Annotated in this window: 4 protein-coding genes; 2 read left to right on the top strand and 2 right to left on the bottom strand. The window is 72.0% G+C overall.

The window, feature by feature from the left end; genetic code table 11:
* Positions 1 to 43: 43 nt before the first annotated feature.
* Together AB0F18_RS37970 and AB0F18_RS37965 are read right to left on the bottom strand one after the other, a co-directional pair.
* Entirely contained in the window at positions 44 to 880 is an 837-nt protein-coding gene (locus AB0F18_RS37970) for a hypothetical protein (RefSeq protein ID WP_362069732.1), read from the bottom strand.
* A gap of 74 nt (positions 881 to 954) precedes the next feature.
* Positions 955 to 2,562 (bottom strand): MDR family MFS transporter, encoded by a 1,608-nt coding sequence (locus tag AB0F18_RS37965; protein WP_362069729.1) that lies wholly within the window; start codon positions 2,560 to 2,562, stop codon positions 955 to 957.
* A gap of 342 nt (positions 2,563 to 2,904) precedes the next feature.
* Here AB0F18_RS37965 and AB0F18_RS37960 point away from each other — a divergent pair, with 342 nt between their 5' ends.
* The gene (locus tag AB0F18_RS37960) at positions 2,905 to 3,693 is read left to right on the top strand and encodes an ABC transporter ATP-binding protein (RefSeq protein WP_362069726.1); all 789 of its coding nucleotides are present in this window, start codon (positions 2,905 to 2,907) and stop codon (positions 3,691 to 3,693) included.
* Positions 3,690 to 6,263: an FtsX-like permease family protein gene (locus AB0F18_RS37955; RefSeq protein ID WP_362069723.1), complete on the top strand. Its 2,574-nt coding sequence runs from the start codon at positions 3,690 to 3,692 to the stop codon at positions 6,261 to 6,263. The genes AB0F18_RS37960 and AB0F18_RS37955 overlap by 4 nt, the downstream gene beginning before the upstream one ends.
* Positions 6,264 to 6,361: the final 98 nt, after the last annotated feature.

Raw genomic sequence — 6,361 nt, 5'->3', positions numbered from 1 at the left:
CCCGTCGTCGCCCGGAGGGCGGACGGGACTTTGACGACAGACCCTAGCCCGCCGGCCGCGCCGCGACCGGTGCGGCCTCGTGGCGGTACGGGTCGCTGCGCAGGCCGCGGGAGGTGACCACCACCGTGAACGGGGGTTTCACCTCCGGCGGGAGGGTGGCCGTGAGGGTGCCCGTCGCCGGGTCCTGGACGGCCGGGAGGGGGGTGTCGTCCACGGTGAGGCGGGGTTCGGTGAAGCCGCCGCCCTCGACGGTGAGGACGCCGTCGGCGAGGCCGGCGTGGGTGATCACGGGGTTGCCGCGGGTGGCCATCTTGTTCACCAGGTAGGCGCCCGCCGGTGCGCCGGTCAGGGCCCAGATCTCGGAGGGGAGTTCGGGCAGGCCGGCGCCCACGTCGGAGAGGAAGAAGAGGGCGACGTAGAGCATCGTGACCGCGCTCAGGGCCACGTACTGGAGGTCCACGAGGTCGGTGCGGCCGCTGTCGTTGGCGATCAGCTCGCGCAGCGGGCGGCGGCCGGTGGCGGTGGGTTTGGGTGCCGGTTTGGCCAGGGTGCCGTTCTCCACCCGGATCCCGACGACGGTCTTCGCCGCGATCAGGGCGAGGTACGGGCCGCCGAGCAGGGGGAGGTAGACCGGGGTCAGGGAGGAGAGGGGGCCGTGCTCGCCGCGGAAGTAGCCGATGCCGCCGCCGGCGGTGAGCCCGTAGCCGAGGATCGTGAGGAGCAGCCAGACCAGGATGACGGTCCAGGCCAGGGCGAGGGTGGTGGAGGTGGAGAGCCGGCCGTCGCGGCCGGTGACGAAGTCCGGTCTGCGGTACAGGCGCAGGGCGACGGGCCCGGCGAGGGCGGCCAGTAACGCGAGTGCGAAGAGTGCGGATGCCATGTCGTCCCCCCGGGTGTGGTCCTGGGGAGAGCCTCACGCACGAGGGTCGTGCATGACAAGTCGTCAAGCGGTCGTCACTCGTGTTCCGGGAGGACGGGGAAGCGCCTGGGGGCCACCAGGAGGAGGACCAGCAGCGCCGCCACCCCGGCGGCCGTCGCGCCGAGGAAGATGTGGTCCACGGCCGCCGCGACCGCCCCGCGCAGGTGCTCCGACGCGGCCCGCGAGAGGCTGCCCGGCTCGGCCAGGGCCCGGGACACGTCGTCCAGCCGGTGCGGGAGCCCCGGCAGCGGCTCCCGCGCCAGCCGGCCGGCGACGGTGGCGTTGGCCACCGCCCCCATCAGGGCGGCGCCCACGCTCTGCCCGACGGTGCGGCAGAACAGCACCGAGGCCGTGGTGGTGCCCCGCTCGGCCCAGCCCACCGTGGACTGCACCCCGACCACCAGCGGCAGCTGGAACAGGCCCAGGGCGGCGCCCAGCAGCAGCATGATCAGCGCCGGCTGCCAGATCCGGGCGGGGTAGGGGAGCAGGGTGAAGGAGAACAGGACCACGGAGGCCAGCCCCATGCCGAGGGCGGCGGTGTCGCGGAAGCCGATGCGCCGGTAGACGTGCTGGCAGACGGCGGCCGACAGGGGCCAACTCAGGGTCATCAGGGCCGTGACCAGCCCGGCTCCGACCGGCCCGAGCCCGAGGACGGACTGGGCGTACGTCGGCATGAACACCATCGGGGCCACCATCAGCAGCCCCAGTGCCCCCATCGCCAGGTTGACGGCGGCGATGGTGCGCCGGCGCCACACCCACCCGGGCAGGATCGGTTCCGCGGCCCGGCGTTCCACCCGGACCACCACAGCCGCCAGCACCGCGCTCGCGCCCAGCAGCCCCAGGGAGGGCGCCGACAGCCAGGGCCAGGCGACCCCGCCCTGGACCAGCGCGAACAGCAGCAGCCCGCCGCAGGCGAAGACGCCGAGCGCCCCCGCCCAGTCCACCGGGCCCCGGCGCGCTGGGGACCGTACGGGCTCGACGAGGTGGCGGCCGGTCAGCCACAGGGCCAGCCCGGACATCGGCACGTTGATCAGGAACGTCCAGCGCCAGCCCGCGTAGCCGGCGAGGACGCCGCCGAGGGCCGGGCCGATCAGGGCGCAGCTGGCCCACACGGTGGTCATGCGGGCCTGGATGCGCGGGCGGTCGCGCAGCGGGTAGAGGTCGGCGGCCAGGGTCTGCACGGTGCTCTGGAGGGCGCCGCCGCCCAGTCCCTGGACGATCCGGAAGGCGATGAGCGCGGCCATGTTCCAGGCGGAGGCGCAGAGCACGGAGCCGGCGAGGAAGAGGGCGGTGCCGAAGAGCAGGACGGGTTTGCGTCCGAAGGTGTCGCTGAGCTTGCCGTAGACGGGGAGGGTGACGGTGACCGCGAGGAGGTAGCCGGAGAAGAGCCAGGAGAAGACGGAGAAGCCGCCGATGTCCCCGACGATCTGGGGGACGGCGGTGGAGACGATCGTGGTGTCGAGGGCGACCAGGGCCATCGACAGCATCAGCGAGGCGACCACCTTCGCGGGCGGCCGGCTCTGCCCGGGAACGCCGCTGCCCGCCTCCGGCCCTGGTCCGGGCCGATTGGCGGAAACCTTTCTGCCGGGACTGCCCGCCACCTCCCCGCCGGAGGCGCCGGTCCCGCTTTCCCCTGTGTGCATCACGTTCCCTTCGTCCGCCGCAGGACACCCTCTCACCGGGGTGCGCCCGGCGGTATCCCCATCTCGCGGCGGGTCCGCCGGGCGGTGACCCCTACGTCCGGTCCTCCGTAGGGGGGACGTCCCCTAGGGGTCCGTCAGCATTTGGGCCCACAGGACTTTCGTCCCGGCGGAGGAGGACCAAGGGCCTGCGGCGGCTTTAACTGATTCATATGGACGGGGCCGCGGGGGCGGGGTGGGGTTACCCCCCCGGCGGATACGGCGACGGGCACCAGGGCGCCCGCCACCGCCGTTCAGCAGACTTCACCACGGCGACGTACGCAGACCAACAGGGGAGAAAACACCGTGACAACGGCCATGACCGAGACCAGGCACGGCAGCGGCGGGGGGAGCGGATCCGTGGCCGCCCGGGCGCGTCAGGTCGTCAAGGCGTACGGCTCCGGAGAGACCCGCGTCGTCGCCCTCGACCACGTGGACGTGGACATCCACCGCGGCCAGTTCACCGCGATCATGGGCCCGTCCGGCTCCGGCAAGTCCACGCTGATGCACTGCCTCGCCGGCCTCGACACGGTGACCAGCGGTCAGATCCACCTTGAGGACACCGAGATCACCGGTCTCAAGGACAAGAAGCTCACCCAGCTGCGCCGCGACAAGATCGGCTTCATTTTCCAGGCGTTCAACCTCCTCCCGACGCTGAACGCCCTGGAGAACATCACCCTCCCCATGGACATCGCGGGCCGCAAGGCCGACCCGCAGTGGCTGGACCGGGTCGTGCAGACCGTCGGCCTCGCCGGCCGCCTCAAGCACCGTCCGACCGAGCTGTCCGGCGGCCAGCAGCAGCGCGTGGCGGTCGCGCGCGCCCTCGCCGCCCGCCCGGCGATCATCTTCGGTGACGAGCCCACCGGAAACCTGGACTCGCGGGCCGGCGCCGAGGTGCTCGGGTTCCTGCGCCAGTCGGTGGACGAGCTCGCCCAGACCATCGTGATGGTCACCCACGACCCGGTCGCCGCCTCCTACGCCGACCGCGTCATCTTCCTGGCCGACGGCCGCATCGTCGACGAGATGTACGCGCCCACCGCCGACCAGGTCCTGGACCGGATGAAGGACTTCGACGCGCGCGGGCGGACCTCGTGACCGTCATGAAGACCGCGCGGCGCAACTTCTTCGCGCACAAGGGCCGGATGGCGCTGTCCGCCATAGCCGTCCTGCTCTCGGTCGCCTTCGTCTGCGGGACCCTGGTGTTCACGGACACCATGAACACCACCTTCGACAAGCTGTTCGCCGTCACCAGCTCCGACGTCACCGTCAGCCCCAAGGAAGCGGCCGACGGCGAGGAGAACCCGAACCGGGGCCGCCCGCAGGTGCTGCCCGGTTCGGCCGTGGAGAAGGTGCGCGGCGCCGAGGGCGTCAAGTCCGTCGAGGGCGGCGTCATCTCGACGGCCGTGACGGTCGTCAACTCCAAGAACGAGAACATGGGGTCGACCACCGGCGCCCCCACCATCGCCGGCAACTGGACCGACGGCGAGCTCAAGTCCATGAAGATCACCTCCGGCCGGGCCCCGCGCGGTCCGACCGAGATGATGATCGACGCCGACACCGCCGACAAGCACCACCTGAAGCTCGGGGACGAGCTGCGCACCATCGCCATCACCGGTGACGTCCGGGCGAAGATCAGCGGCATCGCCTCCTTCACCGTCACCAACCCGGGCGCGGCCATCGTCTACTTCGACACCGCCACCGCCCAGGAGAAGCTGCTCGGCGCGCCCGGCACCTTCACCCACATCAGCGTCACCGCCAAGGACGGCGTCAGCGACGAGCAGCTGAAGAAGAACGTGGCCGCCGCCGTCGGCGCGGACACCTACAAGCTGCAGACCGCCAAGGAGTCCACGGCCGCCAACAAGAAGGACATGGGCTTCCTCGACGTCATGAAGTACGTGATGCTCGGGTTCGCCGGCATCGCCTTCCTCGTCGGCATCTTCCTGATCTTCAACACCTTCTCGATGCTGGTCGCCCAGCGCACCCGCGAGATCGGCCTGATGCGCGCCATCGGCTCCGACCGCGGCCAGATCAACCGCTCGGTCCTGCTGGAGGCCCTCCTCCTCGGCATCGTCGGCTCCGCCGCCGGTGTCGCGGCGGGCATCGGCCTGGCCGTCGGCCTGATGAAGCTCATGGGCCAGATGGGCATGCACCTGTCCACCGGTGACCTGACCGTCCGCTGGACCACCCCGGTCGTCGGCCTGGTCCTCGGCATCGTCGTCACCGTCGTCGCCGCCTACATCCCGGCCCGCCGGGCCGGCAAGGTCTCCCCGATGGCCGCCCTCCGCGATGCCGGCACCCCCGGCGACCGCAAGGCCGGCACGGTCCGCGCGGTCCTCGGCCTGGTCCTCACCGGCATCGGCGGCGCGGCCCTGTTCCTCGCCGCGGCCGCCGACCAGGCCTCCGCAGGCTCGCTGTGGCTGGCCGTCGGCGTCCTGTTCAGCCTGATCGGCTTCATCGTGATCGGCCCGCTGCTGGCGGGCGTGGTGGTCCGGGTGCTCGCCGCGCCCGTGCTGCGGCCCTTCGGCTCCGTCGGCCGGCTCGCCGAGCGCAACGCGCTGCGCAACCCGCGCCGTACGGGCGCCACCGCCGCCGCGCTGATGATCGGACTGGCCCTGGTCGCCTGCCTGTCGGTGGTCGGGTCCTCGATGGTGGCCTCGGCCACCGACGAGCTCGACCGCACGGTCGGCGCCGACTACATCGTCGCCTCCCAGGGCGGCCAGCCGCTGATGCCGCAGGCCGAGCAGGCCATGCGCGGGGTCAAGGGGCTCGACCACGTCACCGCGTACCGCGAGGTCGAGGCGAAGATCACCGCCCCGGACGGCACCACCGCCCAGGACCACCTCAGCGCCACCGACCCCTCCTACGCGCAGGACGTGCGCCGCAAGACGGTCGCCGGCAAGCACGCGGACGCGTACGCGGCCGGCGCGATGGCGGTCGGCTCGAAGTACGCCGACGAGCACCACGTGAAGGTCGGCGACGAGCTGGGCGTGGCCTTCAACGGCGGCAAGACCGTCAGGCTGAAGGTCGCCGCGATCACCTCGGACGAGGGCAACCTCGACAAGGGCGTCAAGTACGTCAGCACCGCCACTGCCGAGGCCAACCTGCCGGCCGACCAGCTGCCGCGCCCGTTCATGCTGCTGGCGAAGGCCGAGAAGGGGCAGGCCGACAGCGCGTACACGGCGCTCAAGGCGGCCATGGCCGAGTACCCGCAGTACAAGGTGCTCAACCAGACCGACTACAAGAAGGACCTCAAGGACCAGGTCGGGCAGCTGCTCAACATGGTCTACGGGCTCCTCGCCCTGGCGATCATCGTCGCGGTGCTGGGCGTGGTGAACACCCTGGCCCTCTCGGTGGTGGAGCGGACCCGCGAGATCGGCCTGATGCGCGCCATCGGCCTCTCCCGCCGCCAGCTGCGCCGGATGATCCGCCTGGAGTCGGTGGTCATCGCCCTCTTCGGCGCCCTGCTGGGCCTCGGGCTGGGCATGGGCTGGGGCGCCACGGCGCAGCAGCTCCTCGCCCTCCAGGGCCTGAAGGTGCTGGAGATCCCCTGGCCGACGATCATCGCGGTGTTCGCCGGCTCGGCCCTGGTGGGCCTGTTCGCCGCACTGGTCCCGGCGTTCCGGGCGGGGCGGATGAACGTACTGAACGCGATCGCCAGCGAGTAGCCGCCGGCGGTCGTACGGGGGAAGGTGCGGGGGTCCCACGGGGGAGGTACGGGGGATCCCGCGGGGGATACGGGGGAACACGCCGGCCCCGGGCCGTC

The sequence above is a fragment of the Streptomyces sp. NPDC029216 genome (assembly GCF_040648015.1).
Classification (GTDB): Bacteria; Actinomycetota; Actinomycetes; order Streptomycetales; family Streptomycetaceae; genus Streptomyces.
Note: the sequence above shows the minus strand (reverse complement) of the source record. Positions and strands in the feature narration are given on the sequence as shown.

What these genes read in the sequence shown, in the direction of transcription:
- AB0F18_RS37970 (WP_362069732.1), bottom strand. Translation starts at nt 880, where the DNA reads ATGGCATCCGCACTCTTCGCACTCGCGTTACTGGCCGCCCTCGCCGGG.
- AB0F18_RS37965 (WP_362069729.1), bottom strand. Translation starts at nt 2,562, where the DNA reads ATGCACACAGGGGAAAGCGGGACCGGCGCCTCCGGCGGGGAGGTGGCG.